This window comes from Myxococcus llanfairpwllgwyngyllgogerychwyrndrobwllllantysiliogogogochensis (assembly GCF_006636215.1).
Taxonomy (GTDB): Bacteria; Myxococcota; Myxococcia; order Myxococcales; family Myxococcaceae; genus Myxococcus; species Myxococcus llanfairpwllgwyngyllgogerychwyrndrobwllllantysiliogogogochensis.
In genome coordinates, this window is sequence record NZ_VIFM01000007.1 from 1 (window position 1) to 26,651 (window position 26,651).

The following is a 26,651-nucleotide window of genomic DNA, read 5'->3' on the forward strand; positions in this document are numbered from 1 at the left end:
TAAAAGACAGGTATCGGGTGGTGGACTGGTTCACCGGCCGGGGTGGCGAGGTGGGGGCCCGTCCGACGCGCGCGGAGCAGGACGCGCTGCGCGCCTTCGTGACGGGGGGCGGTCACCTGTTGTTGTCCGGTGGTCAGTTGACCTCCGCGCTGTCTGTGGGGGACGCGGACGACAAGGCGTTCCTCGCGGACATCCTCCGGGCCTCGCCTGGCACGGGCACTCCGCCCTTGAGCGTGGAGGGCATGCCGGGGGACTTCCTCTCCGAGTTGACCGGGCTGACGCTGGACGACGGCACCCGGGGGGCCTACCCGGTGGGAGTGACGGACGTGCTCACCCCGGCGTCGGGGGGCTCGGCGGTGTTGCGGTACGCGGGGACGAACCTGTCGGCCGGCGTGTTCTCCATGCCGGGGGGACAGGTGCTCCTGCTGAGCGTTCCCTTCGAGTCGGTGGTGGACCGGGCGGCCCGGGCGAGGCTCTTGTCCGCGTTCCTGGTGCGCGCGGGCTTCCCCGCGCCGGCCACGCCGCCCGTAGGGGACTCTGGCGATTCGGGCCCAGGCCTCCTGAGCGGATGCGTGGCGCCGCGCGGGGTGGACCCGCATCCTCCGGAGCCGCCCGAGCCTCCGGCCCCCATTGTCCTGGACGTGCTGCCGCAGTTCTATCCGCTCGGTGACTCCGGCTGCGGCTGTGGGGCGAGCGCGGGAACGGGCACCGGACTCTGGCTGTTGCTCGGGGTGATTGTTCAGCTTCGGCGCGCGCGTCGTCGCGCGAGCGACGTGAAGCGTTGACTCGGCGGGGCCGCGTGCCTACGGTCGGCGGCCCTTATTTTCTGACGTGATGACCCGTGGGCGCCCCATCCGCGCCCACCTCTCCCAAGGAGACACGAACATGGCCACCCGCATCGCCATCAACGGCTTCGGTCGCATCGGTCGCTGCATCCTGCGCGCCGCCCTCAGCCGCAAGGAAGACCTCGAGATCGTCGCCATCAACGACCTCGACAAGCCCGCCGCGCTGGCGCACCTGTTCAAGTACGACTCCGTGCACCGCACCTGGCCGGGCGAGGTGAAGTCGACGGACAAGGGCATCGTGGTGGACGGCAAGGAGATCACCGTCACCGCGGAGAAGGACCCCACGGTGCTGCCGTGGAAGAGCATGAACGTGGACGTGGTGCTGGAGTGCACCGGCCGCTTCACCAGCCGCGAGGGCGCCGAGAAGCACCTGAAGGCGGGCGCCAAGAAGGTCCTCATCTCCGCGCCGGCCAAGGGCCCGGACCTGACCATCGCCTACGGCATCAACCACGGCGAGTACGACGCGTCCAAGCACCACATCGTCTCGAACGCGTCGTGCACCACCAACTGCCTGGCGCCCGTCGCCAAGGTGCTGCTGGATGGCTTCGGCATCGAGAAGGGCTTGATGACGACCATCCACAGCTACACCAACGACCAGCGCATCCTGGACCTCACCCACGATGACATGCGTCGCGCCCGCGCCGCCGCGCTGTCCATGATTCCCTCCAGCACCGGCGCCGCGAAGGCCATTGGCGAGGTGCTGCCGCAGCTCAAGGGCAAGATGCACGGCATGTCGGTGCGCGTGCCCACCCCGAACGTGTCGCTGGTGGACCTGACGGTGAACACCACCAAGAACGTGACGGCCGAGGCCATCATCGAGGCGTTCCGCAAGGCCGCCGCTGGCCCCCTCAAGGGCATCCTGGAGTTCAGCGACGCGCTGACGGTTTCGGTGGACTACAACGGCAACCCGCACTCGGCCATCTTCGACTCCACGAACTGCTTCGTGATGGGCGACAACATGGTCAAGGTCATGGCCTGGTACGACAACGAGTGGGGTTTCTCCAACCGCATGGTGGACACGGCGAAGTTCCTCGTGTCCAAGGGCGTCTAGTCCCCGTCAGGGGCCCAGGGGAGACCAGATGATCCGCTACATCGACGAGCTGCAGCTCACCGGCAAGCGCACCTTCATTCGCGTGGACTTCAACGTCCCGCTGGAGGGGCGGCGCGTGACGGACGACACCCGCATCCGAGAGGCGCTGCCCACCATCCGGCGAGCGCTGGAGCTCGGCGGGAAGGTCATGCTGGCCTCCCACCTGGGCCGCCCCAAGGGCCCGGACCCCAAGCTGTCGCTCGAGCCGGTCGCCGCGCGACTGGCCGAGCTGCTCGGCCCCAAGCACGAGGTCATCCTCACGGATGACTGCATCGGGGACGGCGTGAAGAAGCAGGTGAAGGAGCTGAAGGAAGGCCAGGTCGTCGTCCTGGAGAACCTCCGCTTCCACAAGGAAGAGGAGGCCAACGATGAGACCTTCGCCCGCGAGCTGGCGGCGCTGGCCGACGTCTACATCAACGACGCCTTCGGCACCGCGCACCGCGCCCACGCCTCCACGGCGGGCATGGTGCCCTTCGTGAAGGAGAAGGCCGCGGGCCTCCTGATGAAGAAGGAGATCGAGTACCTGGGCCGCGTGCTGAAGAACCCGGAGAAGCCCTTCGTGGCCATCCTCGGGGGCTCCAAGGTCAGCGATAAGATCAAGGTCATCGAGAACCTGCTGCCCAAGGTGGACGCGCTGCTCATCGGCGGCGCCATGGCCTACACCTTCCTCAAGGCGCAGGGCGTGGAGGTCGGCAAGTCCCGCGTCGAGGAGGACAAGCTGTCGTTGGCCACGCGCATCCTGGATGCGGCGCAGCGGCTCAAGACGCCCATCGTCCTGCCGGTGGACCACATCGTCGGCACGGAGCTGACGGACAAGAGCCTCGCGCTCGAGACGCCGGACAACGTGGTGCCCACGGGCATGATGGGCCTGGATATCGGCCCGAAGACGCGCGCCATCTTCACCCAGCACATCCGCGACGCGCGCACCGTCATCTGGAACGGCCCCATGGGCCTGTTCGAGGTGGCGAAGTTCGCCGAGGGCACCCGCTCGGTCGCCACGGCCATGGCGAACAACAAGCAGGCCGTCACCGTCATCGGCGGCGGCGACAGCGCGGCGGCCGTGGAGCAGATGGGCGTGGCGGATCAGCTCAGCCATGTGTCCACTGGCGGAGGCGCCTCTCTGGAGTTCCTGGAAGGTCGCGAGCTGCCGGGCATCAAGGCGCTGGAAACGCGGTAGTCTCCGCGCCGCCAAGCAACACCACCACACCTCTGGGGGAGCGATTCATGGCCGTCTCGGCTCGTCGTCGGAAGATCGTCGCCGGCAACTGGAAGATGAACAAGACGGTGCCGGAGGCGCTGGCACTGGTGCGCGAGCTGCGGGGGACCGTGGCCGCCGTCGGAGATGTGGTGGAGGTGGTGGTGGCGCCGACGTTCCTGGCGCTGCAGCCGCTGCATGTCGCCCTGGAAGGGGCGCCCTTGCAGCTGGCCGCGCAGAATTGCCACTGGGAGTCGTCCGGTGCCTTCACTGGCGAGGTGTCCGCGCCGATGCTGGCGGAGCTGGGGTGCGCCTACGTCATCGTGGGGCACTCGGAGCGCCGGCAGCTGTTCGGCGAGACGGACGAGTCGGTGAACAAGAAGGCCCGGGCCGTCCTGGCCGCTGGCATGAAGCCCATCCTCTGCGTGGGCGAGACGCTTGCCGAGCGCGAGGCGAACCAGACACTGGACGTCGTGGAGCGTCAGGTCCGGGGCGGGCTGGCGGGCTTCGAGGCGAAGGACGTGGCGACCTTCGTGCTGGCGTACGAGCCGGTGTGGGCCATCGGCACGGGGCGCAATGCGACGTCGGCGCAGGCGCAGGAGGTCCACGCGGCGATCCGAGGGCTCCTCGGTCGGCTGTACGACGGGGAGACGGCCGGGCGGGTGCGGATCCAGTACGGCGGCAGTGTGAAGCCCGACAACGCCGCGGAATTGCTGGGGCAGCCGGACATTGATGGGGCGCTCGTCGGCGGGGCGAGCCTCAAGGCGGGCGATTTCGCGGCCATCATCAAGGCGGCCACCTAGAGTAGGCTCACTGGCGGGCGGAAGAAGTTGTCACCCATTCGGCAGTTTGTGTAGGGTGCGCCTCCTTTTCACGGAACGTTCGAAAGATCTCTCATGCTGACCTTCGTCACGATCGTGCACGTCCTCGTTTGCGTGTTCATGATCTTCGTCATCCTGCTGCAGCCGGGTAAGGACGCTGGCATGGGCTCGGCCCTCGGCGGCGGCGCGGCCACGAGCGCCTTTGGTGGCCGTGGTGCCGTGACGTTCCTGAGCAAGCTCACGGGCGTCTGTGCCGCGATGTTCTTCTTCACTTCGCTCGGCCTCTCCTTCGTGGGGCTTCGCTCCTCGGTGGCGGCGGGTGGTTCGGTGGCTTCGCCTCCTCCGGCGGCTTCGGCTCCGGCGACCCCGGGCGCGGCGGCTCCGGCGGGCGAGCAGTCGGCGCCTGGCGCGGTCGAGCAGCCTCGTGGTGAGGCTCCGGCGGCTCCGGCGGAGGGCCAGTCGGCCCCTGCTCAGCCGGCGGCGCCGACTCCGGCTCCGTAAGAGCCCGTCGAATAAATCTGGAGCACGCAGCGGTTAGAAACTCGTTGCGTGATCCGGTGCGGTCCTGTAGATGGTCCGCGCAGAAACGCCCAGGTGGTGGAACTGGTAGACACACCATCTTGAGGGGGTGGCGCCGAAAGGTGTGCGGGTTCGAATCCCGCCCTGGGCACTCCGATAGAAGCCTCCGAGTCGAAAGACTCGGGGGCTTTTGTCGTTTCAGGGGTCGGGGTTGCCGTGGGGCCTGCGAAGGCGATGAGGACGTCCCTGGCGCAGAGGGAGCGAGTGTTCCGTCGTTCGGGGAGAGGGCGCGAGCGCTGCTTCGGATCCGGAGCGCGAGGTGGTCCGCAGCAGTCGCGGGCGCCGCTCACGTCTGTCGCGAGAGTGCGCGACTCCTCCTTTGTCCTGTTGGGGGTGACGCGCTCTCACACGGGTCTTGGGCCCTTTGTCGCTCCTCGTGAGGCCGAGGCTCTTGGTTCCGGACCTCGCGCTCATCGCAGGCCAGGAGCGCTCGTCCCTTGTGGCGGAGATGGTGCGTGGCCTTCAGGAAGAATCGCGCCTCTAAGCCCGTGGGCGAGCACGTTCACCTTCCCGTGGAGCTCTTCATCAAGTCACTGCCTGATGGTGATGGGCGCGACTGCTGCTTCGGCTCGAAGTTCCCGCCGACCTGGCATCGGCTTCATTGATGGGACGAGGTGGGCTCGTTCGTGTCGCAATGGGCGCTGTCGTTCGCTTCGCGACCTGTCGCTGAGGACACGTGTGGCGCGCGTGGGACTGTCTGCGTGGGCAGGCGAGCGACATTCTTGTGCTCTGCGAAAGCGAAGAGTGCCCACCTCCTTTCCGTGGCGCTGACCGAGGTGAAACACGACGGGATTGAAAACACACAACGCGTGAAGTCCTGCTCAGGGTTCTCTCAGTGAATGAGAGGCTGGAAGTGTTTGGCGTGTTGTATTGATTGGGTTTCCTCAGCTTGCCAGGGAATGCGTGACTTCACCGACTGTCTGCGGGCGCTCAAGTGTTTGGTGGTCGAAAAGGCGACTGTCATTGTCTATAAAGGGGTGAACGAACATTCATTCACCGGGACTTGTGGCCCTCGGTGAACCCATCCGGCCCGTTGGGAGCTGTCCCCTGAAGCGCGTACACACCTTGGTCTTCCCCACGCCGGCCGTTTACTGGCTCGTGGTGGGCCTCATCCTCATCTACGTGGTGATGGCGGCGGTGCTCGCACCCATGTCCATCCACCTGCTCCCGCTGTCGATGGTTCATGACCTGCTGCGGAGCTACTTCGGGTTCTTCATCCTCATCCTGGGCATCCCCTGCGGCATCTACGTGATCGGGTGGCGCGCCAGCGACCTGTTCGTCTGGCTGCGCGCCCCTGAATCACTGACGGTGGACTCGCTGCGGCTCACGTCCGGTGACACGACGCTGGCCTGGGGGAACGTGGGCAGCATCGTCCGCCAGCACAACCATGACCGCCTCGTGCTTCTCCACCGCGGCGGCAAGTACCGGCTGCGGCTGAACCTGTGGAGCGACTCGGACGAACTCGAGGCCGAGGTGACGGACCGTGTCGTCGCCGCGCTGTTGGACAAGGTGCGCCGCCAGGTCGCCTCGGGTCATTCCGTGGCCTTCGGCCCGCTGACGCTCAGCTCCGAGGGACTGACACACAAGAAGCAGCTCATCCGCTGGGATGACATCGAGAGCATCCGCTTCCAGGACGGGCACGACCAGGGCGTGTCGACTCGGGAGCTGATCATCACGGCGCACGGGAGGTTCCGGAAGATCGACGAGGAGAAGATCGTCAACGCCCCGGTGCTCCTGGCCTACCTGACCGACCGTCTCGAGCCGTGACTTTTTCCCCCAACCCCGAACAGGCATCACCTCATGGAAATCTATAGCTCTGCCAAGACGAAGGCGAAGTCGGAACAGCCGCACGCGTTCTACTACTCGCGCACGAAGCTCATCGTGGGCGCCGTCATCTGGACGCTGTCCACGGCCTTCTTCGGCGCGCTCACCTACCGCTCCATTGGCGAGACGGGCGTCATGGCCTTCTGCGGCTTCATCACGGCGACGTCCATCTGGATGATCTTCAACTGTGTCAAGCCGCTGGGCAGCCTGGACACGCCCGTGCTGACCATCGGCCGGGACGGCATCCTCTTCCCGGATGGCGTGCTGATTGCCTGGGACGACATGAAGGAGAACACCTACGTCGACCAGTCGTACATGGGCATCCCCATCGGGAAGTCTGTGGTCGTGAAGACCACGCTGAAGAAGCCCAAGGCCAAGCAGCTGCGCGTCGCCGCCGTCCAGATGTCGAGCGACGAGTATCTGGCCATCTGCGACCGCTACAGCCAGGCCGCGTGATCCACTGCTGAGTCGCTCCTGCGTCAGGCCCTGCCAGGCCCGGCGCGGGAGGTCTCCTCCCAGTGTCGCGAAGGCACCGTGACACCGGGCGGAGACCGAAGAACGAGTCCCGCGCGGACGCGGGCCGATGTGGCCCCTGCGATAGACTCCCGAGCGCCATGCTGCAGCCGTGAAGTTTGCGAGGCCCGGTCGAGATCAACCAGGAGAGGCATGTGACGCCGCGACTGAGCTCCTGCCGCATGTGGCTGCCCCACCAGGGGCGGGCGGTGGGCGTGGACTGGAGCGGTGCGGCTCATGCGCACCGGAAGGTCTGGGCCGCGACCCTGTGCTTCCAGGGAGGGCAGGGTCGCCTCCAGTGCCTCCAGCGGCCCTTCACGTCGAAAGGGGCGAACACGGTGTCGGAGGGCCTGGGCCCATGGCTGTCGGCCCAGGACGCCGATGTGGTCGGACTCGACTTTTGCTTCAGCCTCGAAGTCAGCCAACTGGCCTCGCTGGGGCTCCCCACCACGGGCCCTCAGGAACTGGGCCGGGCCATCAGCGCGACATTCGACTCGGCGGAGTCGTTCAGGGCCGCCGTCGGGCCAGAGAAGAAGCGCGTCACGGAGGTGGCGTGCTCCGCGCCGTTCGCGCCCACCAACCTGCGCATGTACAAGCAGACCTATTGGGGCCTGCGGGCACTCGGTTCCTGTCGCGGCGCCTTTCCTCCCTGGAGCACGAGTCCCAGGCCGGCCCTGGTGGAGGTACTTCCCGCCGAAGTCGTCCGATGGCTCGGCCTGCCCAAGACCTACAAGGGCCGAGGCGTTGAGGAACGCCGGCGAGAAATCCTCCGGCGCGTCCGCGCATCCACGGACCTCCTCATCCCCGACAGCGACCTGCTCACGATGGTCTCTGACGCGGACGGAGATGCGCTCGATGCACTGCTGGCCGCACTGTCCGCCGCGTCGGCGTGGGCCTCGGGTTTCACCGGCGCCCCTCCCACGTCGGCAAGCACGGGGGAGGGGTGGATCTTCTCCGTGAGGCAGCGACCCGAGCAGTAGCGAGACTCGACTGCTCAGTACGTCCCGATGTCGTAGACAGTCGACAGCCAGTTGCCGCAATTCCAGCCAGTGCCCGTCGACAGACACACCGGGTAGCGCGCCCAGGAGCGGTGGACCTGGACGACGTCGGTGCGGCCATCGCCGTTGACGTCCGCCGCCATGAACCGCTGCTCGGAGGACCCCGAGTTGTAAATGGTTGCCGGCGAGTTGCTGCAACTCCAGCCCGAGCCCGTGGAGTAGCACGTGGGGATGCTCCCCCAGCCACGGTAGGTCTGGATGATGTCCGTGCGTCCGTCGCCGTTGAAGTCGCCCGTCAGCATCTGCTGCTCATGCGAGCCCGAGTTGTAGAACGTGCCCGACGGGATGTTGCAGGACCAGGTCGCCGAGGCCAGGCCGTAGCACAGCGGCATGGCATTCCATCCGCGATAGGACTGGAGGACGTCGTCCCGCCCGTCGCCGTTGAAGTCGCCGGTGAGGAAGTCCTGCTCGGCATTGCCCGCGTCGTACATGGCGACGCTGGGGTTGCTGCAGGACCAGGCCGTGCCCGTCGACAGACACACGGGCTGCGTCAACCAGCGGCGATACGCCTGCGCGATGTCATCCCGTCCATCGCCATTGAAGTCTCCCGACAGGTAGCGCACCTCGGGAGAGTCCGTCGTGCGGAGTGTGGCCGCCGGGTTGTTGCAGGACCAGCCGGTGCCAGTGGAGCGACACACGGGCAGCATCGACGAGTCGTGGTACGCCTGGGCGATATCCGTCTTCCCATCACCGCTGAAGTCGCCGGTGATGAAGCGCTGGCTCCCGGTTCCCCAGTTGTAGATGTCCGCATAGGGATTGGCGCAGGACCAGGCCCCCAGGCCCGTGGAGTAACAGACCGGGTAGCTGGCCCAGAAGCGATAGGTCTGCACCAGGTCCGTGCGTCCGTCGCCATTGAAGTCACCCGTGACGTACCGCTGCTCAGGAGAACCCCAGTTGTAGACAGTCGCGGAAGGGTTGGTGCACGTCCATCCACTGCCCGTCGAGCGGCACATGGGAATCGAACCCCAGCCCCGATACGTTTGGAGGATGTCCGCGCGGAAGTCGGAGTCCACCTTGGCCACGTGGAACTGCTGGTCGGCCCCGCGAGGCTGCCCGTAGAACTGCCGCACGCCCTGGATGTCCGTGGTGCTGAGCTGCCCGCCGTTGTTCCAGGTCGGGCTGCAGTAGTTCATCACCGACATCAAGTCCCACGCGCCCACGTAGGTGTCCCCGTCACTGCCCTGGGACGGAGTGGTGCAGGTGGACGGTGTGTCTCCACGGTTGTGCTCATGCGCGAAGCCCAGGGCGTGGCCGAACTCGTGAACGCCGATGGAACGGATGCAGTGCTCACGCTGCGCGGCGCTGGATGCACAGGAAGGGCTCCAGTTGGCGAACGTGAAGTTGAGCACCATGCCCTCGTCCTCGTCCTCGATTTCAGTGCCCAGTCCCTCGGTGTGAGGACCCTCGTCGCTGATGGTGATGCGGATGTCCGCGGAGCTGGGGCAGGCACCCCAACCGGAGAACACCAGGTTGCTCTCCTTCTCCCAGGTGTCGCGGATGGAGGTGCGCACCCATTCCTTCTCGGTGGCGAAGCCCGGCGTGTCCCAGCACACCGTCAGGTTGGGGCGCCCCCAGACTTCGTCCGAGTCGACATACAGCGACTGCTCCGACGTGCCGATGGCCACGAGGGATGCGTCGGAGGTCGGAGTGGAGTCCATGGGGGCGCCACACGCGACGAGCAGTCCTGCGCCCATGGTGAGGAGGAGCCCTCGGGCTCCACTGAGCCCGGTGTTTCGGTGCCTTGATGTCTCGATGAACATGACTTTCCCTTGGCGGACGCGAGGCGCCATCCAGAGGGACAGGGGGCCGCGCGCAGGAATCGAACGCGAGACACCGGGATTCTTCGCCCGGGTCCGTTCGACTCGGACGCTTCGAGCCGCTGATATGTCTTTGTTGGCGGAATGCTGAGCGCCGCCCCACGTGCTGGCACGGCTCCCGAGTTCTTCTGCCGCCGGTGCCTCTCGTGCCTCAGCCCGGTCCCCCAAGGCGCCGGGTTGCCTCCTCCTCGGGTGGCTTCTCCTTCGGCGAGATGAGCTGGGTGGGCTCCAACTCGGCAGGAGCGGAAGGTGGCGCACGGGACAGCAGGGCCTGCACCTCTTCGGGCGTTGGGTCACTCAGCTCGGACAGTTCGCGCTCATGAGACCAGCGTTCTGGGTAGTTCTCGCGCAGCCAGCTCGCGAGGTCGACCACGGGAAGCGCCTGCCTCACGGGGAGCAGCGCCTGCTCCAACTCGCTCGCATCCGAGAAGCGCTTCGCGGGCGTCAGGTGCAGCGCTTTCTCCACAATCCCACGAAGCAGCCGATTCACGGCGGGAGCCTCCGGGCCTTCCCACCGCGCGCGCTGTTGCAGGCTCAGGCTGATGCCCGGCAGGTCTCCCCAGAGCAGCTCATGGAGGACGCAGCCGAGCGCGTAGATGTCACCCGACGTCGTCGCCTCCGCGCCCGCCCTGCGCTCCGGCGGCATGTACGCGAGCTTGCCAATGACATCGCCGGCCTGGGTGAGCCGACTCACCGGAGGTAGAGACGCCGTTGAACGCGAAGCCAGATGCTCCTGCGGACTGCCCACCCCATGAGCGATGCCGAAGTCGACGACCTTCACCACCCCGTCGAACGTCACGACCAGGTTGTCCGCACTGATGTCGCGGTGGATGACGCCTCGCTCGTGCGCGTACGCGAGCCCCTTCAGGGACTGCAGGCAGATCTCCACCACGACCTCGAGCGGCACCTCGCCCCCGCGTCGCACCAGCCGCGCGAGCTTCAGCGCGTTCACCCCGCTCAGGTACTCCATGACGATGAACCACGCGCCGTCCACCTGTCCCAGGTCATGCACGGACACGATGTTCGGATGGTGCAGGCGCGCGGCGGTGCGGGCCTCTCCAATGAAACGGTGGAGCCGGACGGCCGGGTCTTCACTGTCCTCGTCGACCATCCGCTTGAGGACCACCAGCCGATGAAACCCCGCGCGGCCCGTGCGCACCGCCAACCAGACCTCGCCCATGCCGCCACGTCCGAGGCGCGAGAGCCGTCGGTAGCGATGAATCCCCGTGCCCAGGTCCGCGCCCCTCAAGGACCGAGCGGTGAGGATGGCGAGCGAGGTGGTGGCCAGGAGCAGGAACGGAAGACCCACGAGCGCGAACAGGGGCGGACCTGAGATCCACCCGACGTCCACCGCCAGCTCTCGCCCCAGGATGCCCAGCGCGAGCAGGGCGGCCCCAAGCACCGCCGCGGCCATGGCGCCCCGACGCTTCAGTGTCAGCACGGCCTCCAGGGCCCACGTGCCTCCCACCGTCACCGCCAGCAGCCAGAACATCGGCAGCCCCAAGCCCACCGTCGCGCGGGACAGGTCCTCGGACGTCATCCGGGGCCCCGACGTCGCCAGCACGGACCCGAGCACGTCCGCGACCCGCATCGCTCCGAACGCCACCGCGACACCCAGCAGCACCCGCCGCGAGCGCGTCAACGGCACGTCCAGCAAGGCCCAGAGGACTCGCAGCAACGTGTAGGGCAGGGGAATGGAACACAGCGCGCCGAGCAACAACCACGGACGCGTGTCCACGAACATCCACCCGACTTCGTGCCGAGTGGCCCCCGCGGAGAGGCTCAGCGCCGCGAAGCCCAGGAAGCTCGTCGCGAGCCATAGCTGGACACGTTGGGAGCGCACCGCCGCCCAGGTCGCGAAATGCACCAGCGCGAGCACGAAGAATGCCCCCGCGAGCGCCAGGTGCAGCATCGTGTAGGGAGTCACGGCCCGGAAGCCTAACCCAGACACCTCGGTACTCGCGAATTGCAGCCTATCCAGGAGGATGGGGCCGCCGTGAATGCCCCGGGGATGACGCGAGGTCTGCTCGCGTCATCGACCCGGCGAACAGCTACTTCTTGCCCGCGACCTTCGCGTAGGTGCCCTTGAGCGTCACGCCGACGGCGAAGGTGCCGGCATGGCACTCGATTTCAGAGGCGTTCTGCAGCTCGTTCCTCTTGTAATAGCTGACGATGTTGACGACGGCGTTGGCGCCGCGCTTCTGGGCGCCTTCCTGGAGCGAAATCAGCGCCGACAGGATGGCCCACTTGCAGCCCTCCTCGTCGGACTTGCCCACGCCGCTGGTCTTCTTGTTGGAGACGTCCTCGCCCAGTTCCTTGGTGACTTCGGGCGTCTTCGCGCCGGCCAGGTAGAACTTCACCGTGCCATCCAGCTTCCCCTGGGCCTGCGGCATCGACAGGACGGAGGCGAGCGGAATCATCGTCACGGTGTCTCGCGCCAGCGCGGGGCTGGAGACGGTGAGCGCGAGCAGCGACAGCAGCATTGCCTTCTTCATGGGGTTCTCCGTCACTGCCACCGGCGGAAGATCAACGACGTGTTGATGCCGCCGAAGGCGAAGTTATTGGTCATGACGACCTCGGTCTGGATTCTTCGGCCATCTCCCACCAGATAGTCCAGCGGAGCGCAGCGCGTATCCACCGAGGCCGCGTCCAGATGCAGCGTCGGAGCGAACCAGCCCGAGCGCATCATCTCGATGGTCATCCACGCCTCCAGCGCCCCGCAGGCCCCCAGGGTGTGCCCCATGTAGCTCTTGAGGGAGGAGATGGGCATCCGCTCACCGAAGACCTGCTGCGTCGCCGTGGTCTCCGCCACGTCGCCCGTGTCGGTGGCCGTGCCGTGGGCATTCACATACTCCACGACGCCCGGCTCCAGGCCCGCGTCCTCCAGCGACAGGCGCATGGCCTGGGCCATGGTCTCCGCGTGGGGCTGGGTGATGTGTCGCCCGTCGCTGTTCGTACCGTAGCCGACCAGCTCCGCGTAGATGCGCGCGCCTCGGGCCCTGGCGTGCTCCAGCTCCTCCAGCACCAGCGTGCAGGCACCTTCACCCAGGACGAGGCCGTCGCGCTGCGCGTGGAAGGGCCGGGGCGTCAGCTCGGGCGTGCCGTTGTTCTTCGTGCTGGTGGCGAACAGGGTGTCGAACACCGCGGCCCCCGTGGCATCCAGCTCCTCGGCGCCGCCCGCGAGCATCGCCACCTGCCGGCCCATCTTGATGGCCTCGTACGCGTACCCGATGCCCTGGCTCCCCGACGTACACGCGCTCGAGGTGGTGATGATGCGGCCCGTGAGGCCAAAGAAGACGCCGATGTTGACCGCGGCGGTATGGGACATGGACCGCACGTAGGACGTGGCGGTGATGCCCTCGGTGCTCTTGGCCACCAGCATCCGGCCGAAGTCACCGATGCTCGGCGGCGAGCCCGTGGACGAGCCGTAGGACACGCCCATCTTCCCGCTCGACAGCAGCGGGTCTCCCAACAGCCCGGCATCAACGAGCGCCAGCTCGCTGGCGCGCGTGGCCAGCAGCGCCACCCGGCCCATGCCCCGCATCGTCTTGCGCGAGTACGTCTGCGGCGGCAGCACGAAGGGCGCGGCGGGGGCACCCACCTGCGTGTTCAGCCCCTCGTACTGCTTCCAGTCCTCGATGACCTGCACCGCGTTGCGCAGCGACTTCAGCCGCGCCTCCACTTGCGGCCAGTCGTGACCCAGGGGGCTGAGGGCTCCAAAGCCCGTGACGACGACGCGCCTCATCCGAACAGCCCTCCATTCACGGAGATGACCTGCCGCGTGACATAGCCCGCGTCCTCGCTCATCAGGAAGCTCACCGCGGCGGCGACCTCCTCGGGCCGCCCCAGGCGCTTCGCCGGAATCAACTTCAGCGCCTCCTCCACGATGTGCGGCTCCACCATCTCCGTGTCAATCAAACCGGGCGCCACGCAGTTGACGGTGATGCCCCGGCTCGCCAGCTCCACCGCGAGCGCCTTCGTGGCGCCGATGATGCCGGCCTTCGCCGCGCTGTAGTTCACCTGGCCCCGGTTGCCGGTAAGCCCGGAGACGGAGGACAGCGTGACGATGCGGCCCGGCTTGCGCCGGCGGACCATCGGCATGGAGAGGGGGTTGAGCACGTTGTAGAAGGCGTCGAGGTTGGTGTGAATCACCGCGTCCCAGTCCTCGGGCGGCATGGCGGGGAAGGCGTTGTCCCGGGCGATGCCCGCGTTGCACACCACGCCGTAGTAGCAGCCGTGCGCCTCGACGTCGGCGAGCAGCGCCTTCTCCGTCTCGGCTCGGTTCGCCACATCGAAGCGCAGCACGCGGGAGGCCCGGCCCAGCTCGCGGACCTGGGCGGCCACCGCCTCCGCTTCCTCGACCTTCGCGCGGCAGTGCACCACGACGTCGAAGCCGTCGCGCGCCAGCCGCAGCGCCACCGCGCGGCCAATGCCCCGGCTGGAGCCCGTCACCAGTACCGTCTTCTCACTCATCCGTGCCCGCCTTCATCACGTCCATCGAGGCCGGGGGCTGGAACACCGTCAGCGCGGCCGTGGCCACCGTCTCGCCTCCAATCCCGAGCGTACAATCGAACTGGCTCATCCCGTTGTCCGTCCAGAACTGCCGGCGGACCTCGATGCGCAACTGCTCGCCCACCTTGAACGCGGGGCGGCTGCACTCATACCGACGGGTGCCGAGCAGGAAGCCCATCCGCTGGGTCTCCCCCTGCAGCCGCTGACGCCAGCCCGCGTAGGCCGCGATGGCCTGGGCCATGAACTCGATGCCCACCCAACCGCCCACGGCGCCGGACTCCTGGAACAGGCAGTCCTCGCGCAGCGTCACCTCGGCCACGAGGCTCTCCTCGTCGCCCTCCACCGCGCGGTCGATGAGCCGCATGCGGTCGGCGTGGGGCACAATCTCGGAGATGTCGAAGGCAATGGGCGTGCGCATCAGGCCCTTCCCAGGATGAGGGCGGCATTGCTGCCACCGAAGGCGAACGAGTTGCTCAGGACATAGCGCGGCGGGCGCCCGAGCGCCTCACCGGGCTTCACCAGCGCGAGGGCGGGCAGTGACGGGTCGGCCACTCCATCCCACCAGTGCGGAGGCAGCCGCCCCTGGGCGTCGTCCGTGAGGGTGAGCCAGCACAGCGCCGCCTCCAGCGCCCCCGCGGCCCCCAGCGTGTGGCCCGTGAGCGGCTTCGTGGAGCTGCACGGCACACTGCCCCCCAGAAGCGCGCTCACCGCCCGGCTCTCCATGGCGTCGTTCTGCGGCGTCGCGGTGCCGTGCAGGTTGACGTAGCCCACGTCGGCCGGGGTGATGCCCGCGCGCTCCAGCGCCGTCCTCATGGCGATGAGCGCGCCCCGGCCCCCGGGCTCGGGCGCGGAGAGGTGGTGCGCGTCGGAGGATTCGCCCCAACCCGCGAGCCGCACGGGCCCAGGCTCGCGTGTCATCAGGAACAGGGCCGCGCCCTCGCCGATGTTGATGCCCCTGCGGTGGACGCTCATCGGGTTGCAGCGCGCGTCGCTCACCGAGTCGAGCGACGTGAAACCCGCGATGGTGAAGCGGCACAGCGCGTCCGCGCCGCCCGTGATGACGGCGTCCGCCGCGCCGGAGCGCAAGAGCCGCGCCGCCGTGGCCAGGGCCTTGGCGCTGGACGAGCACGCGGTGGAGATGACGAACGAGGGGCCCTTCACGCCCAGCACATGGTTCAGCGCCATGGCGGGAGAGCCCAACTCTTGTTGACGGACATCGAAGTTGGAGGGGAGCTGGCCCGTGGCCGCGCGCGAAACGATGGCGGCCTCGCTCTCCCCGATGCCGGAGGTGCTGGTACCCAGGACCACGGCCACGCGCTCCGGGCCATAGCGCCGCATGGCCTCGTCCACGGCGGGACGCACCTGGGAGAGCGCGGAGAGGAGGAGCGCGTTGTTCCGGCTGCGCAGCGGCACCGGCAGCTCGTCCGTGGGGGGGAGCGGCTTGGTGACGTACCCCACGTGGAGTGGACGGTCCGCGAAGTCGAAGCGCTCGGAGACGCCCGTGGGCCTGTCACCGAAGAGGGCCGTGGCCACCTCGAGCAGGCCCTGTCCCAGGGCGCAGACGAGGCCGAGCTGATTCAGGAAGACGGGCGGAATCATGAGCTCATTCCTCCGAGGGGCGTGACTCGATGGTCAGCCGGTAATGCTCCGCCAGGTTGACCAGCTCCGCGCGGCCCACCCAACGCGGCTCTCCATCATAACGCACTGTGAGCCAGTCCTTGTCCGCGTGGCGCAGCACGCGCACGCCCGGCGAATCCTCCAGCGTCCAGTCCGGCGGCAGGGCCGCGCGCACCGCCGGGGCCGGCCAGTAGACCAACTGGAGGTCCCGCAGCACCGTGCGCGACTGGAGCTGCTCGGGCACGCGAGCGTCCCGCTGCTCGTCCAGCTTCGCGCCGTCCCACTGCAGGGTGAAGACGCGCTGGCCCAGCGCGAACCCCGCCAGTTGGAGCGACGACGCGTCGATTTCGACGAGCGCCTCCAGCGAGCGAGGTCCGCCCGGGTCCGCGTCATGCGCGAAGCTCAAGCGCTGCGACAGGCTCACGCTGCCTCCGAACGTCGCCGGAGCCAGCGTGAGCGTGGGCAGGGCCACCTCCGGCGCCACCCGCCGCGGGGGCGAAGTGACGCAGGAGACGAGCCCGAACAGGACGACGATGGGAATCAGGCGGCGCACAGCTGCTCGAGTACGCCGAGCCGTCGCCGGCTGTCAGCCACGAAGGGGTTCTCCTTGTCCCAGGCGTAGCCGGCCAGGATGGCGGAGATCATCCGACGCACCTCGGGGGACGCGTTGGGGTGGAAGATGACGTTCTGGAAGCCGCCCGCGTACCAGGACTCGACGAAGGTGCGGAACGTGTCCACGCCCGCCTTGAGCGGCACCGCGTAGTCGCGTTCCCAGTCCACCGTCTCGCCCGCGAACACACGGCCGATGCACTTGGATGCGAGGCTCGCGGACTTGACGGCGATGGTGACGCCCGAGGAGAACACCGGGTCCAGGAACTCGCCCGCGTTGCCCAGGAGCGCGAAGCCGTTGCCCCACAGCGACTTCACGTTCGCCGCGTAGCCGGTGATGCTGCGCGCGGGCGTGTCCCAGACGGCGTCCTTCAAGAGCTTCGACAGCGTCGGGTCATCCGCGACGATGGCCTTGAGCCGCTCGGTCTCGGTGCCCTGGAACTGCTCCAGGTACTCGCGCTTGGCCACCACGCCCAGCGAGCAGCGCCCGTTGGAGAAGGGGATGGTCCAGTACCAGACGTCCACGTGCTTGGGATGCACGGTGACTCGAATCTTGCTGCGGTCGAAGTTGCCGCCGGACGGCACGCGGTCCTCCACGTGCGTGAAGAGCGCGCCGCGCACCGGAAAGTTCGACGGCGTCTCCAACTGGAGCAGGCGGGGCAGCACACGGCCGAAGCCGCTGGCGTCGAGCAGGAAGCGCGCCTGCACGCGGTACGTTTCGCCCTCGGGCGAGCGCACCGTGATTTCGGGCTCCGCGCCGGTGACATCCACGGACTCGACGGTGTGGCGGAAGCGCAGGGTGGCGCCCATGCGCTCGGCGGCGAGCGCCAGCACGTGGTCGAAGGTTCCACGCTGCACCTGGTACGTGGTGCCCCAGCCCTTGGAGAACTTGTCGCGGAAATCGAAGTCCGTGTACGTCTCGCCGCGCGCGAAGGCCGCTCCATTCTTGAACTGGAAGCCCGCCTCCACCACGTCGCGAATCATCCCCGCTTCCTCGATGTACTCCATGCTCTGCGGCAGCAGGCTCTCTCCGATGGAGAAGCGAGGGAACTGCTCGCGCTCCAGGATCAACACCTGACGACCCTGCTTGCGCAGAATCCCCGCGGCCACCGAGCCAGAGGGGCCCGCCCCAATGATGACGACTTCTGTCTTTTCTACCTTCACGACACGTCCTTGCCAGGAGGCAGTCTGCAACAGGGCGTGAGCAACCAGATGGTGACTTCGCCCAGTAGCATGGTGAGACCAAAGGAGCGCAGGGCCGGAGTGGCCGAGAGCCCCAGGAGACCGAATGAGAGGAGGGTGCTCACGCCCGCGAGTGCCACCGCGAGCCAGGCGGAGCCCTCACCCGGGTGCTCCAACATGAAGATTCCGTAGTCCACGCCCATGCCCAGCAGCAGCATGAGGCCCAGCACGCTGAAGAGCTGGAGCGGCTCGCCCACCCAGCCGAACACCGCCAGCGTGACGAGCGTGCCCACCACCGTGGGCAGCCAGGCCCGCCACGCCTCGCGTCGGAAGCGCACGACGAGCAGCAACAGCACCGCGACATAGCCCAGCAGGATGAGCCCGCCCATGAGCCGGCGGTAGCGCTCCAGGAGCCGGGAGATCTCCTGCGTCTTGTCCACCCACCGCACGCCCTCCAGCCCCTGGGCGGCGTCGGCGATGCGCGGGAGCACCGACGGGTCATTCAGCCCGCGCAGCATGACGATGCTGAAGTGCTTCTCGCCCAGGCGCCCCAGCCACTGCTGCCGGATGGCCGCCGAGGCGGGACTGGCGAGCAGCCGCTCCGGAGTGAGTACGTCGTCCGCGAAGCGCGCGCGGGTGGGCTCCTCGCCCGTGGCCTGGGCCACGGCGGCCACCGCCTGCGCTTCCGCGCGGGCGCTCAGCTTCGCGTCCGAGCGCTGCTGCTCCGCGCTGGGCAACCAGTCCGACACCGCGCGATAGCCCGCGAGGACCTTGTCCGTCACCAGCGGGTCCAGGCGCGCCTTCAGCGAAGCCTCGCGCGCGAGCACCTGCTCCTCGTCCTGGCCTCCCACGAGGAAGAACTGGGCGGGGCTGGGCAGCCCCAGGAGCCGCCCCAGCTCGCGCTGGTCGGCGATGAGATTCGCCGGCGCGCCCTGGAGCTGTCGCACGTCATCGCGCGTCCGCACGCGCCACAGCCCTCCGATGATGAACAGGACGAGCGCCGCGGTCCCCACCCACCACGCGCGGGTGGAGGCGAAGCGGGGCCAGCGCGCCAGGGACGTGGCGAAGCGCGTGGAGAAGGACGTCACGGGCAGGGCGCCGGTGTCCAGCGTCGGGAACCAGCAGGCCACCGTCAAGAACGCGCCCACGAGGCCCGTGGCGGAGAACAGCGCCATCTGCCGCAGCCCGGGGAAGGGCGCCACGCCCAGGGCCAGATACGCCACCACGCTGGTGAGCAGCGCCATCACCATGCCCGGCAGCAGGCTGCGCATCAGCGGCCCGCGCTCGGAGGGCGGCTTGCCCTGGCGCGCGGCGAAGTAGTGGAAGCCGTAGTCCTCCGCCACGCCGACCAGGCTGGAGCCGAAGACGAGCGTGAGCAGGTGGACCCGCTCGAACACGAGCGCCGTGACGCTCATCGCCACCGCGCAGCCGATGCCCAGCGACACACCCACCAGGACGATGGGCCGCACCGAGCGGAACGTCAGCCACACCAGCACGAGCACCGCCACCAGCGAGCCGATGCCAATGGTGGACATCTCGTCGCTGGCCTGGGACGCGGCGGCCTCCGCGTACAGCGGCACGCCCGCGGCAACCAGCCGGCTGCCGGGCACCTGCGTCGTCACGGCGGCCCGCGCGCGGTCCACCACGGTGGTGATGTTTCCGTCGGCGCCCAGCGCGAAGGCGGAGACCTGGCTGTGCCACGCCAGGAGCACCCACTCGCGGCCTTCGCCAGACAGCCAGAGGCGACCGTCGCGCGGGCGCGCGGTGCTTTCGGAGGCGCGCGCTGCCCACCAGTCCGGCCACAGGCCCAGCGGGTCCGCCTCCCAGTCCGTCAGGTGGGGCCCCGCGGGCTGGTACAGCTTCATCAGCGCCGTGCCGCCCAGCTCCTCCGGTGTCGCCCGCGAAAGCCACGTGCGCTGCGCGGGCGTCAGCAGCCTGTCTCGATAGGGACGGTACAGCTCCAGCGCCGCATCCAGCGAGGACGCGTCCAGGGCGGAGGGGCTCAGGAGCGAGGCGTCCTTCGACAGCTCCGCCGTGACGAGGTCCGCCGCGCGCTGTGCGGACTCCCAGTCGGGAGCACCCACCAGCAACACCAGCTCCCGGCCCGCCTGGTCCGCGAGCTTGCGCGTGGCGGCATCGACCTCCGGGGCCTGCTCGTCCTCGGGCAGGAGCGCCAGGACGTCGGTGTCCAGGCGCGCCGAGCGCCAGAACTGGACCTGGTGCACACCCACGGCCAGGACCACCAACAGCCAGAGGATGGCGGCCTTATTTCGCAAGACGCCCGGCTTCCGCGTCACTGGGGGCGGGTGTCTGGCTCAGCTTGTCGAACTGGATGACGCTGGTGTCGCCGCGCGCCTCGTCCAGCTTGACCTGCCGCACGTACGAGTCTCCCTCCAGGTGGATGCTCTTGAAGACGCGCGCGAGGCCCGCGTCAGTGGGCGTCAGGGTCAGCTTCCAGCCCGCCGTGCCCACCAGCTCGCCCTCGACGCGAAAGCGCTTGGACAGCGCGGCCACGTCACCGGACAGGAGCGCGAACATCACCTCGTTCACCGCCGCGAGCCCCGGCTCCTTGCTCGCGTCCAGGTGATAGGCCGCCGCGCCCGTGCCCTGCTCGGCGCTCAGCGACTTGCGCGTCAGCGTGAGCGTGGACGCGAAGGGCACTCGCGTGTCCCACAGCACGCCGTGCTCCCGCGACAGCAGGAACGCCCCGCGCGAGACGAGCGGCTTCTTGAAGCCGGCCACCGTCTTCTTCTGCTCGAAGTCCCCCCGCAACAGCGGCACGTCCGCCAGCCGGGCTCGGACCCCCGCGACGATGTCGTCACCGGCGCTGGCCGTCGAGCCCACCAGCAGCATCACCAGCAAGAGCGCGCGCTTCATTCGGGCTTCACCCCCAGCCGCTGCCAGAGCACCGGCGGACAGATGTACTGGAGCTCCTTGGTGGCCATCGACACGGCGACCTGGACGGTGTGGGCCTGGTTCACCTTGCGGCCCGTGGAGGCGTCTCGAATCACATAGTCGATACGGAGCCGGTTCTCCCATTCGGTGATTTCGGCGCGAATCTTCAGCGTCTTTCCGTAGAGCGCGGGCTGCACGTACTTCAGCCGCATGTCCACGACGGGCCACGCGAAGCCGGACGCCAGCATCTGCGGGTAGTCGTAGTCGAACTTCGCCAGGAGCGCGCACCGCGCCAGCTCCAGGTACTTCACGTAGTGGCCATGCCAGACGACCTCCATCAGGTCGATGTCATGGAAGGGCGGCGACAGCTCGATTTCATGGCTGAGGTCAGGCCTCATAGAGCCCCCACTCGCGGGCGCGGATGGCGCCCAGCAGCCCTTGCAGCTCCTTGTCCAACGCTCGGTCCTCCACCACCAGCGGGATTCGCTGCTCCAGATCGGCCTGCATCGACGCAAGAGACGGCGCCAGATTCATTTCTTGAGCAATCCGGCCGCGCAGGGTGATTCCCTGACGCGCCGCGATGAGCATCGCCGCCACCACCTGCTCGGACAGCTCCAATACCCGGAGGCAGTCGCGCGCGGCGATGGTGCCCATGCTCACCTTGTCCTGGTTGTGGCACTCGGTGGAGCGGGAGAACACGGACGCGGGCATCGTCTGCTTGAGGGCCTCCGCCGTCCACGCGGAGACGCTGATCTGCACTGCCTTGAGGCCGTGGTTGATGGCCGCGCGGGGCCCCGTGGAGCCGGAGAGGTTGGAGGGCAGCCCGTGGTTGTAGCGGGTGTCCACCAGCAGCGCGAGCTGCCGGTCCATCAGGTCCGCCACGTTGGCCACGGCCGTCTTGAGCCCGTCCATGGCGAAGGCGATGTGGCCCCCATAGAAGTGGCCGCCGTGCAGCACCCGCTCGCTGTCGGGGTCGATGAGCGGGTTGTCGTTGGCGCTGTTCAGCTCGTTCTCGATTTGCGCCCGGAAGAAGGGCAGGGCGTCCTCGAGCACGCCAATCACATGAGGCGCGCAGCGCAGGGAGTAGCGGTCCTGCAAGCGCTGCTCGTTGCGGCTCGGCCGGTCCGTGGCCAGGTCCACGCGCAGTCGCGCGGCCACGCGCTGCTGGCCCACGTGGGGCTTGAGCGCGAACAGCGCCTCGTCGAAGTGGTGCGCGTTGCCGGCGCTCGCCACCACGTTGAAGGCGGTGAGTCGGGTGGCCAGTCGTCCCAGGTACTCGGCGCGCTCCCACGCGAGGCAGGCCAGGGCGGTCATCACCGCCGTGCCATTCATGATGGCCAGGCCTTCCTTGGGGCGCAGCTTCAGGGGCTTCATGTCGTGCCGCGCGAGCACCTCCGCGGCGGGACGTCGCTCGCCCCGGTACCAGACCTCTCGCTCTCCGCAGAGCACCGCCGCCACGTAGGACAGCGGCGTGAGGTCGCCACTGGCGCCCACCGAACCCTCGGCGGGAATCAGCGGCAGGATGTCGTGGCGCAGGAGCAGCTCCAACTGGGTGAGCAACCCCAGCCCCACGCCGGACACACCCTGGGCCAGCGAGGCCAGCCGCGCCGCCAGCACCGCGCGCGTCTCCTCGGGCGTCAGGAAGCGGCCCGCGCCAATGCCGTGGTACGCGTAGAGGTGGTGCGGCAGCTCGGCGATCAGCTCGGGCGGAATGGAGACGGTGCACGAGTCTCCGTACCCCGTCGTCACGCCGTAGATGTTCCCGTCCTCCGCCAGCAGCCGGTCCAGGAACTCCGCGCCCCGGGTGATTCTGCGGCGGAAGTCGGTGGAAGTGCTCAGCTCGGCGTCACGCTCCCGGCGCGACAGCGCGGACACGTCTTCAATGGCGAGCCGGCTCCCATCGAACCGGACCGCACGCTCATTCTTGATTCCTGGCGGAGGCATTCGCCTGATCCCAAAAGGGAAAGAAGTTGAACCAATCGAACGGAGAGCGCTTCAGCAGCGCCGTCACCCGCTCGGCATAGTGTTGGGCGTGGCCCGTCAACGCGGCCGCGCGCTTGCCCCGGGGGAGCTCGACTCGCTCGGCCAGGGTCTCGAAATGGATGGTGTATCCGTTGTTCTCGTGGATGCACCCCAGCAGGTACAGCGGGCACTTGAACAGCGAGGCCAGCACGTAGGGCCCCACGGGGAAGGCGGCCTTGTGCCCCAGGAAGTCCACGTCCACCGTCTGACTGGCGCTCACCGGCACCCGGTCTCCGGCAATCACCACGAACCCGCCCTCCGTCACGTACTTCTCCAGCGCGACGGCTGTCCCAGGCCCCATGTCCGTGACTTCCACCAACTGGAAGCCGCTGTCCGGATTGAGCCGCTTGAGCAGGCGGTTGAACTGCTCGGCATGGCGGGTGTGCACCAGGATGTGGAGCTTCACTTCGCCACGCTTCTCCGCCATGGCGCGACACAGCTCCAGGCAGCCCATGTGCGCGGTGACGATGATGCCGCCCTTGCCCGCCTTCACCACCTCGTAGAACTGCTCGCGCCCCTCGGTGTGGACCTGCTCGAAGCGGTATCTCCCGCTGACGGCCAGGAGCTTGTCGAGCATCGTCTCCGCGAAGGTGACCATGTGGCGCAGGCTGTCGCCTCGCCCGGGTTTGCGCCCGAGCGCGCCGGTGGCCTGCTCCACCCGCGAGAGGTACTGGAGCGATGCCTTGCGCACCACGGGGCGGGCCAGCCAGTGCACCAGGACCACGGGGTACAGACAGAGGCGGAACGGCCAGCGCCCCAGCAGCCGGTGGACCCAGTACAACAGCCAGATGCCGAGCACGAAGGTGCTCTCGCCCATCTCCGCCCAATGCCGCGGCTTCATGCGGAGACCTTCCGCCACAAGAGCAGCGGCAGCCGCAGCAACATCCCGAAGAAGAGCCGGGCGTGCATGCGGGAGATGCGCACGTTGTCCCAGAGCACGTCGAAGTGGGAGATGCCGTCGGTGGGGTAGCGCACCTGGGTGGGTTGGTTGAGGATGCCCACCCCTCGCCAGTACAGCCGCACGATGACTTCCACGTCGAAGTCCATGCGCCTGCCAATGCTCACCGAGTCGATGAGCGCGAGCGTGGGCGTCAGCGGATACACGCGGAAGCCGCACATCGAATCGCGGATGGCCAGTGACAGCGTGTTGATCCACACCCAGATGTGCGTGGCGTAGCGGCCGTACAGCCGGCCCTTGGGCACCGACTCGTCGTAGATGGGCGTGCCACAGATGATTTTTTCCGGGGCCGAGGCCGCCAACTCGACGAAGCGGGGGATGTCCCGGGTGTCGTGCTGGCCGTCGGCGTCAATCTGCAGCGCGTGGCTGAAGCCGGAGGCCTTCGCCGCCCGGAAGCCCGCCATCATCGCCCCGCCCTTGCCCTCGTTCTTGGGCAGGCGCACCAGCTCGATGCCGGACCTGTCCGCCTCCGCCAGCGTGTCCAGGACCTTCGCGCAGCCCGGCTCGCTGCCGTCATCCACCAGCAGGCACGGCAGCCCGTGCGCGCGCACGGAGTTCACCACCGCGCCCACCGCCTCGCCGTGGTTGTAGACGGGAATCACCACGCAGAGCTTCATCCGCGGACCTCACCGAGCAGGATGCGGCCGCTCCCGTGGGTGCCGGCCTCGGAGGTGAACTTGAACTGGAGGCTGCCCTTGGCCTGTGTCCAGGTGAGCTCCAGGGTGAGGAGCGTTTCGGGGACGATGAGCTGCTGGAACTTCACCGCCTCCATGCGGAGGAACTCTGGCGGGAGCGTGAACAACTCCCGGCCCAGATGGAGCGCCCACTCGATTTGCGCCACGCCGGGCAGGATGGCCTTCTCCGGGAAGTGGCCCTTGAAGTACGGCAGGCTCGCCGGCGTCTCGATGCTCAGCACGGCGCGGTCCGCGGTGTGCTCGAGCACCCGCAGGGGCGGGCGGCGGGAGTCGAAGAGGGCGACGAGCGCGGCCTCGGTGGATTTGCCCTGGGAGTTGACTGGCATCGCCTCCAGATACCGGAATCGACGCGGAAGGACACTGGGCTCGAACTGGGAAGACAGGTGCTTTCGCAGGGCCCGGTTCAGGAAGGGCTTTCCACTGTCGGCGTGAAGGTGCCGGCCGGTGGGCCCCAGCACGGCCACCACCCCCAGAACCGAGCGGTTTCCCTCGGACAGGGGCACCACCCGCGCCTCGCGGACGAGGTCACTCTCCAGCAGGGCCCGCTCCATGGCGCTCAAGGAGACCCGCTTCTCCTCCAGTTTGAGCAACCGGTCCATGCGCCCCAGCAGCTCGAAGCCCTCCGGCAGCAGCCGGGCCCGGTCCTCCGTCTGGAACCAGTTCCCGTCCGGCAGGTGGGGGGAGCGGACCGCCAGGGCATCCTCCGTCAGGCGGACCTCCACACCGGGCATCGTCCTCCAGCTCAGCGCCTCGTCCTGGGTGCGCTGGCGCCAGGCGATGCCCCCGGTCTCCGAGCTGCCGTAGACCTCCACGGGCGCCTGCCCGAGCAGCCCGCGACAGGCGTGCAGAGCGTCGGTGGACAGGGGGCCCCCCGAGGAGAACACCGAGCGAAGGTTCCCCCGCACGCCCGCCCAGTCCAACGTGTCCGGCAGCCGCTTGAGGTGGGCGGGGCTGGCGATGAGCGCCGCCGGCCCGTGCGAAAGCTCGGCGACGATGTCCTCGGGGTACGGCAGGCTCCGGGCCAGGAACGGCCTGCCCGACGTCAGCGGCCAGAGGACCCGGAACAGCAGGCCGTAGATGTGCTGGTGCGACACCGTGGCGAGCACGCGGCAGGGACTGGGACCGAGCCTGTCATCGAAGAGGTCCGCCAGCGTGGCGACCTCCCGGGTGAGCTGCCCCAGGTGTTTGGGGATGGCGGCGGGCTCTCCGCTGGAGCCGGAGGTGTAGACGACCAGCGCCTGGGCCTCCGGGGAGAGCGGCGTCCACTCCGCGCGCGCGCCCTCCTGGAACTTCAGGAGCGGGGTGGACGAGGGAATCTGGCCGGCGAAGCCGTCCACCTCGCCGCGAAGCTTCTCGCGCGTGGTGGGCTGGATCTCCGAGGGAAGATAGACGCACCGGCCCGCGTGCCAGGCGCCGAGCAGGGCCGCTGCGAACTCGAAGGTGTCCTCGAAGGAGAGGGCGAAGCGGTGGCCCCCGTGCCGCTCGTACGCGGCGCGCCAGCCGGCGGCCCGGGCCTCGAAGTCCGCGAAGGTGAGCACCTGCCCCTCGCGAAACGCCACCGGGAAGTCGGCGGGGCGTCCACGGCTGAGGAGGTGTTCGATGGCGATGCGCTCAGCCATGGGCGTGGCTTGCCTTCACGCGTCGGCGCACCAGCCACTCCCCGGCGAAGAGCACGCCCATCAGCCCATAGGCGATGAGCCCGTTGTACAGCGCCCACGTGGCGTCACTGGCCCACAGCGCGGTGCCCAGCGCGATGCTCCCGTTGACGACGAAGAACCCGCACCACACCTGCGTCACCCGCCGCGTATAGGCCACGCCGGACGGAGGGAGCTCCGGCTCGCGCAGCCGCGCCAGCCGTTCGATGACGCTGGGAGGGGACACGAGGCTGGTGGCGAAGACGGTGAGCAGCATCGTGTTCACGAGCACCGGATAGAGCTTCAGCGGCAGGGCGTGGTTGCCCAGCAGGCTGGTGCTCGCGAGGACCAGGGCCCCCGCGGCCGTGACGAGCCAGACACGCTCGCGCGTGGCCACGGCCCGCACGACGGCCATGCCCGCCAGGGGCACCGCCATCCAGCGAGGCTCGAACCGGCCCAGGCCCCAGTACACCAGCAGCGGATACGCGAGGCTCAGCACGCCGAGCAGCGCTGGACGCAGAAGCTTCACGCCGCCACGGACTCGTCGAGCAGGCTGTGCAGGGCGTCGACGACGTCCTGAATCGTCCGGACCGACTTGAAGACCTCCGGCGGAAGCCGCTTGCCCGTCACGGGCTTGAGCTTCACGAGCAGGTCCACGGCATCGATGCTGTCGATGTCCAGGTCGTCGCGGAGGCGGGCCTCGGGGGTAATCCGGGCCGGGTCGATGTCGAAGGTGTCCTGCAGGAGCGTGCGCAGGTTCTCGAAGAGCTGGGTCTTGGTCATGT

26 protein-coding genes and 1 tRNA gene are annotated in these 26,651 nt (G+C 68.4%); 9 read left to right on the forward strand and 18 right to left on the reverse strand.

Annotated features, from left to right (window positions below):
• From FJV41_RS02925 to FJV41_RS02965, 9 genes are all read left to right on the forward strand, one after another.
• The coding region (locus tag FJV41_RS02925; protein ID WP_246136960.1) for an MYXO-CTERM sorting domain-containing protein at positions 1-785 on the forward strand (785 nt) is incomplete at its 5' end.
• A gap of 100 nt (positions 786-885) precedes the next feature.
• Complete coding sequence (gap, locus tag FJV41_RS02930) at positions 886-1,896, forward strand: type I glyceraldehyde-3-phosphate dehydrogenase (protein WP_141640853.1); 1,011 nt, start codon at positions 886-888, stop codon at positions 1,894-1,896.
• Between the two features lie 28 nt (positions 1,897-1,924).
• A complete protein-coding gene (locus tag FJV41_RS02935) occupies positions 1,925-3,112 on the forward strand; it encodes a phosphoglycerate kinase (protein WP_141640854.1) in 1,188 nt (395 codons plus the stop codon).
• Positions 3,113-3,159: 47 nt separating this feature from the next.
• On the forward strand, positions 3,160-3,933 hold the full coding sequence (tpiA, locus tag FJV41_RS02940; RefSeq protein WP_141640855.1) for a triose-phosphate isomerase: 774 nt from the start codon (positions 3,160-3,162) through the stop codon (positions 3,931-3,933).
• A gap of 93 nt (positions 3,934-4,026) precedes the next feature.
• Positions 4,027-4,452 (forward strand): preprotein translocase subunit SecG, encoded by a 426-nt coding sequence (secG, locus tag FJV41_RS02945; protein WP_141640856.1) that lies wholly within the window; start codon positions 4,027-4,029, stop codon positions 4,450-4,452.
• Positions 4,453-4,539: 87 nt separating this feature from the next.
• Positions 4,540-4,621: transfer RNA gene (locus FJV41_RS02950), tRNA-Leu, on the forward strand.
• Between the two features lie 974 nt (positions 4,622-5,595).
• Entirely contained in the window at positions 5,596-6,297 is a 702-nt protein-coding gene (locus tag FJV41_RS02955; RefSeq protein ID WP_246136961.1) for a DUF6585 family protein, read from the forward strand.
• A 33-nt stretch (positions 6,298-6,330) separates the two neighbouring features.
• Positions 6,331-6,810, forward strand: a complete 480-nt coding sequence (locus tag FJV41_RS02960; protein ID WP_141640857.1) for a hypothetical protein — start codon at positions 6,331-6,333, stop codon at positions 6,808-6,810.
• A gap of 212 nt (positions 6,811-7,022) precedes the next feature.
• Entirely contained in the window at positions 7,023-7,847 is an 825-nt protein-coding gene (locus tag FJV41_RS02965) for a DUF429 domain-containing protein (RefSeq protein WP_141640858.1), read from the forward strand.
• 14 nt (positions 7,848-7,861) lie between these two features.
• Here FJV41_RS02965 and FJV41_RS02970 read toward each other — a convergent pair whose 3' ends face one another.
• From FJV41_RS02970 to FJV41_RS03055, 18 genes are all read right to left on the reverse strand, one after another.
• A complete protein-coding gene (locus FJV41_RS02970; RefSeq protein WP_181790357.1) occupies positions 7,862-9,583 on the reverse strand; it encodes an FG-GAP-like repeat-containing protein in 1,722 nt (573 codons plus the stop codon).
• A 310-nt stretch (positions 9,584-9,893) separates the two neighbouring features.
• A complete protein-coding gene (locus tag FJV41_RS02975; protein ID WP_141640860.1) occupies positions 9,894-11,669 on the reverse strand; it encodes a serine/threonine-protein kinase in 1,776 nt (591 codons plus the stop codon).
• 124 nt (positions 11,670-11,793) lie between these two features.
• Positions 11,794-12,237 (reverse strand): excinuclease ATPase subunit, encoded by a 444-nt coding sequence (locus tag FJV41_RS02980; RefSeq protein ID WP_141640861.1) that lies wholly within the window; start codon positions 12,235-12,237, stop codon positions 11,794-11,796.
• 11 nt (positions 12,238-12,248) lie between these two features.
• Positions 12,249-13,487: a beta-ketoacyl-ACP synthase gene (locus FJV41_RS02985; protein ID WP_141640862.1), complete on the reverse strand. Its 1,239-nt coding sequence runs from the start codon at positions 13,485-13,487 to the stop codon at positions 12,249-12,251.
• A complete protein-coding gene (fabG, locus tag FJV41_RS02990) occupies positions 13,484-14,215 on the reverse strand; it encodes a 3-oxoacyl-ACP reductase FabG (protein ID WP_141640863.1) in 732 nt (243 codons plus the stop codon). Before fabG ends, FJV41_RS02985 begins: the two co-directional genes overlap by 4 nt.
• Complete coding sequence (locus FJV41_RS02995) at positions 14,208-14,672, reverse strand: hotdog family protein (protein ID WP_141640864.1); 465 nt, start codon at positions 14,670-14,672, stop codon at positions 14,208-14,210. The genes fabG and FJV41_RS02995 overlap by 8 nt, the downstream gene beginning before the upstream one ends.
• Positions 14,672-15,853 (reverse strand): beta-ketoacyl-[acyl-carrier-protein] synthase family protein, encoded by a 1,182-nt coding sequence (locus FJV41_RS03000; protein WP_141640865.1) that lies wholly within the window; start codon positions 15,851-15,853, stop codon positions 14,672-14,674. Before FJV41_RS03000 ends, FJV41_RS02995 begins: the two co-directional genes overlap by 1 nt.
• A gap of 4 nt (positions 15,854-15,857) precedes the next feature.
• Entirely contained in the window at positions 15,858-16,424 is a 567-nt protein-coding gene (locus FJV41_RS03005) for a DUF3261 domain-containing protein (RefSeq protein WP_141640866.1), read from the reverse strand.
• Positions 16,412-17,644 (reverse strand): NAD(P)/FAD-dependent oxidoreductase, encoded by a 1,233-nt coding sequence (locus FJV41_RS03010; protein ID WP_141640867.1) that lies wholly within the window; start codon positions 17,642-17,644, stop codon positions 16,412-16,414. The genes FJV41_RS03005 and FJV41_RS03010 overlap by 13 nt, the downstream gene beginning before the upstream one ends.
• The gene (locus FJV41_RS03015) at positions 17,641-19,938 is read right to left on the reverse strand and encodes an MMPL family transporter (protein ID WP_141640868.1); all 2,298 of its coding nucleotides are present in this window, start codon (positions 19,936-19,938) and stop codon (positions 17,641-17,643) included. Before FJV41_RS03015 ends, FJV41_RS03010 begins: the two co-directional genes overlap by 4 nt.
• Positions 19,928-20,539, reverse strand: coding sequence for a LolA family protein (locus tag FJV41_RS03020; protein WP_141640869.1), 612 nt, complete (start codon positions 20,537-20,539; stop codon positions 19,928-19,930). Before FJV41_RS03020 ends, FJV41_RS03015 begins: the two co-directional genes overlap by 11 nt.
• Entirely contained in the window at positions 20,536-20,955 is a 420-nt protein-coding gene (locus FJV41_RS03025) for an acyl-CoA thioesterase (RefSeq protein ID WP_141640870.1), read from the reverse strand. Before FJV41_RS03025 ends, FJV41_RS03020 begins: the two co-directional genes overlap by 4 nt.
• Positions 20,945-22,501, reverse strand: coding sequence for an HAL/PAL/TAL family ammonia-lyase (locus FJV41_RS03030; RefSeq protein WP_141640871.1), 1,557 nt, complete (start codon positions 22,499-22,501; stop codon positions 20,945-20,947). Before FJV41_RS03030 ends, FJV41_RS03025 begins: the two co-directional genes overlap by 11 nt.
• Positions 22,476-23,420 carry a lysophospholipid acyltransferase family protein gene (locus FJV41_RS03035; RefSeq protein ID WP_141640872.1) on the reverse strand — a complete coding sequence of 315 codons (945 nt, stop codon included), beginning with the start codon at positions 23,418-23,420 and terminating at the stop codon, positions 22,476-22,478. The genes FJV41_RS03030 and FJV41_RS03035 overlap by 26 nt, the downstream gene beginning before the upstream one ends.
• A complete protein-coding gene (locus FJV41_RS03040; RefSeq protein WP_141640873.1) occupies positions 23,417-24,154 on the reverse strand; it encodes a glycosyltransferase family 2 protein in 738 nt (245 codons plus the stop codon). The genes FJV41_RS03035 and FJV41_RS03040 overlap by 4 nt, the downstream gene beginning before the upstream one ends.
• Entirely contained in the window at positions 24,151-25,851 is a 1,701-nt protein-coding gene (locus FJV41_RS03045) for an ApeI family dehydratase (protein WP_141640874.1), read from the reverse strand. Before FJV41_RS03045 ends, FJV41_RS03040 begins: the two co-directional genes overlap by 4 nt.
• Positions 25,844-26,395, reverse strand: a complete 552-nt coding sequence (locus FJV41_RS03050; protein ID WP_141640875.1) for a COG4648 family protein — start codon at positions 26,393-26,395, stop codon at positions 25,844-25,846. The genes FJV41_RS03045 and FJV41_RS03050 overlap by 8 nt, the downstream gene beginning before the upstream one ends.
• Positions 26,392-26,649: an acyl carrier protein gene (locus tag FJV41_RS03055; protein WP_141640876.1), complete on the reverse strand. Its 258-nt coding sequence runs from the start codon at positions 26,647-26,649 to the stop codon at positions 26,392-26,394. Before FJV41_RS03055 ends, FJV41_RS03050 begins: the two co-directional genes overlap by 4 nt.
• Between the last annotated feature and the right edge of the window lie 2 nt (positions 26,650-26,651).

Excerpts from the sequence above, each read along its gene's own strand:
- gap (WP_141640853.1), top strand. The coding sequence starts at position 886 with ATGGCCACCCGCATCGCCATCAACGGCTTCGGTCGCATCGGTCGCTGC.
- FJV41_RS02935 (WP_141640854.1), top strand. The coding sequence starts at position 1,925 with ATGATCCGCTACATCGACGAGCTGCAGCTCACCGGCAAGCGCACCTTC.
- tpiA (WP_141640855.1), top strand. The coding sequence starts at position 3,160 with ATGGCCGTCTCGGCTCGTCGTCGGAAGATCGTCGCCGGCAACTGGAAG.
- secG (WP_141640856.1), top strand. The coding sequence starts at position 4,027 with ATGCTGACCTTCGTCACGATCGTGCACGTCCTCGTTTGCGTGTTCATG.
- FJV41_RS02960 (WP_141640857.1), top strand. The coding sequence starts at position 6,331 with ATGGAAATCTATAGCTCTGCCAAGACGAAGGCGAAGTCGGAACAGCCG.
- FJV41_RS02970 (WP_181790357.1), bottom strand. The coding sequence starts at position 9,583 with ATGGACTCCACTCCGACCTCCGACGCATCCCTCGTGGCCATCGGCACG.
- FJV41_RS02980 (WP_141640861.1), bottom strand. The coding sequence starts at position 12,237 with ATGAAGAAGGCAATGCTGCTGTCGCTGCTCGCGCTCACCGTCTCCAGC.
- FJV41_RS02985 (WP_141640862.1), bottom strand. The coding sequence starts at position 13,487 with ATGAGGCGCGTCGTCGTCACGGGCTTTGGAGCCCTCAGCCCCCTGGGT.
- fabG (WP_141640863.1), bottom strand. The coding sequence starts at position 14,215 with ATGAGTGAGAAGACGGTACTGGTGACGGGCTCCAGCCGGGGCATTGGC.
- FJV41_RS02995 (WP_141640864.1), bottom strand. The coding sequence starts at position 14,672 with ATGCGCACGCCCATTGCCTTCGACATCTCCGAGATTGTGCCCCACGCC.
- FJV41_RS03000 (WP_141640865.1), bottom strand. The coding sequence starts at position 15,853 with ATGATTCCGCCCGTCTTCCTGAATCAGCTCGGCCTCGTCTGCGCCCTG.
- FJV41_RS03020 (WP_141640869.1), bottom strand. The coding sequence starts at position 20,539 with ATGAAGCGCGCGCTCTTGCTGGTGATGCTGCTGGTGGGCTCGACGGCC.
- FJV41_RS03025 (WP_141640870.1), bottom strand. The coding sequence starts at position 20,955 with ATGAGGCCTGACCTCAGCCATGAAATCGAGCTGTCGCCGCCCTTCCAT.
- FJV41_RS03030 (WP_141640871.1), bottom strand. The coding sequence starts at position 22,501 with ATGCCTCCGCCAGGAATCAAGAATGAGCGTGCGGTCCGGTTCGATGGG.
- FJV41_RS03035 (WP_141640872.1), bottom strand. The coding sequence starts at position 23,420 with ATGAAGCCGCGGCATTGGGCGGAGATGGGCGAGAGCACCTTCGTGCTC.
- FJV41_RS03040 (WP_141640873.1), bottom strand. The coding sequence starts at position 24,154 with ATGAAGCTCTGCGTGGTGATTCCCGTCTACAACCACGGCGAGGCGGTG.
- FJV41_RS03045 (WP_141640874.1), bottom strand. The coding sequence starts at position 25,851 with ATGGCTGAGCGCATCGCCATCGAACACCTCCTCAGCCGTGGACGCCCC.
- FJV41_RS03055 (WP_141640876.1), bottom strand. The coding sequence starts at position 26,649 with ATGACCAAGACCCAGCTCTTCGAGAACCTGCGCACGCTCCTGCAGGAC.